The 655-nt window shown below is 36.9% G+C and carries 1 pseudogene; it reads left to right on the top strand.

Annotation, left to right across the window (positions count from 1 at the left end):
* A pseudogene (locus DN389_RS28240) lies at nucleotides 1–655 on the top strand (ClyA family alpha-helical pore-forming toxin); the annotation flags it as partial.

The raw sequence follows: 655 nt of genomic DNA, 5'->3' as shown, positions 1-655 counted from the left end.
AATATTCACCTTAATCAAGAACTGTCACGAATCAATGCGAATTATTGGTTAGATACAGCAAAGCCACAGATTCAAAAAACAGCTCGTAATATTGTAAATTACGATGAACAATTTCAAAATTATTACGACACTTTAGTAGATACTGTACAAAAGAAAGATAAGGCAGGTCTAAAAGAGGGCATAAATGATTTAATTACTACAATTAATACAAATTCAAAAGAGGTTACAGATGTAATTAAGATGCTACAAGACTTCAAAGGGAAACTATATCAAAATTCTACAGATTTTAAAAATAATGTTGGTGGTCCAGATGGGAAAGGTGGATTAACTGCAATATTAGCAGGTCAAGGGAGCAGCTATTTTAGTTATTGCAGCTATTGGAGGAGCGGTTGTAATTGTTGTAACTGGTGGTACAGCAACACCGGCTGTTGTTGGTGGACTTTCAGCTCTTGGAGCAGCTGGTATCGGTCTAGGAACTGCGGCTGGTGTCACGGCATCTAAGCATATGGACTCCTATAACGAAATTTCTAACAAAATCGGAGAATTAAGTATGAAAGCGGATCGTGCTAATCAAGCAGTTCTTTCGCTTACTAACGCGAAAGAAACATTGGCATATCTATACCAGACTGTAGATCAAGCAATATTGTCTCTAACA

The sequence above is a fragment of the Bacillus sp. AY3-1 genome (assembly GCF_008368785.1).
Classification (GTDB): Bacteria; Bacillota; Bacilli; order Bacillales; family Bacillaceae_G; genus Bacillus_A; species Bacillus_A wiedmannii.
Note: the sequence above shows the minus strand (reverse complement) of the source record. Positions and strands in the feature narration are given on the sequence as shown.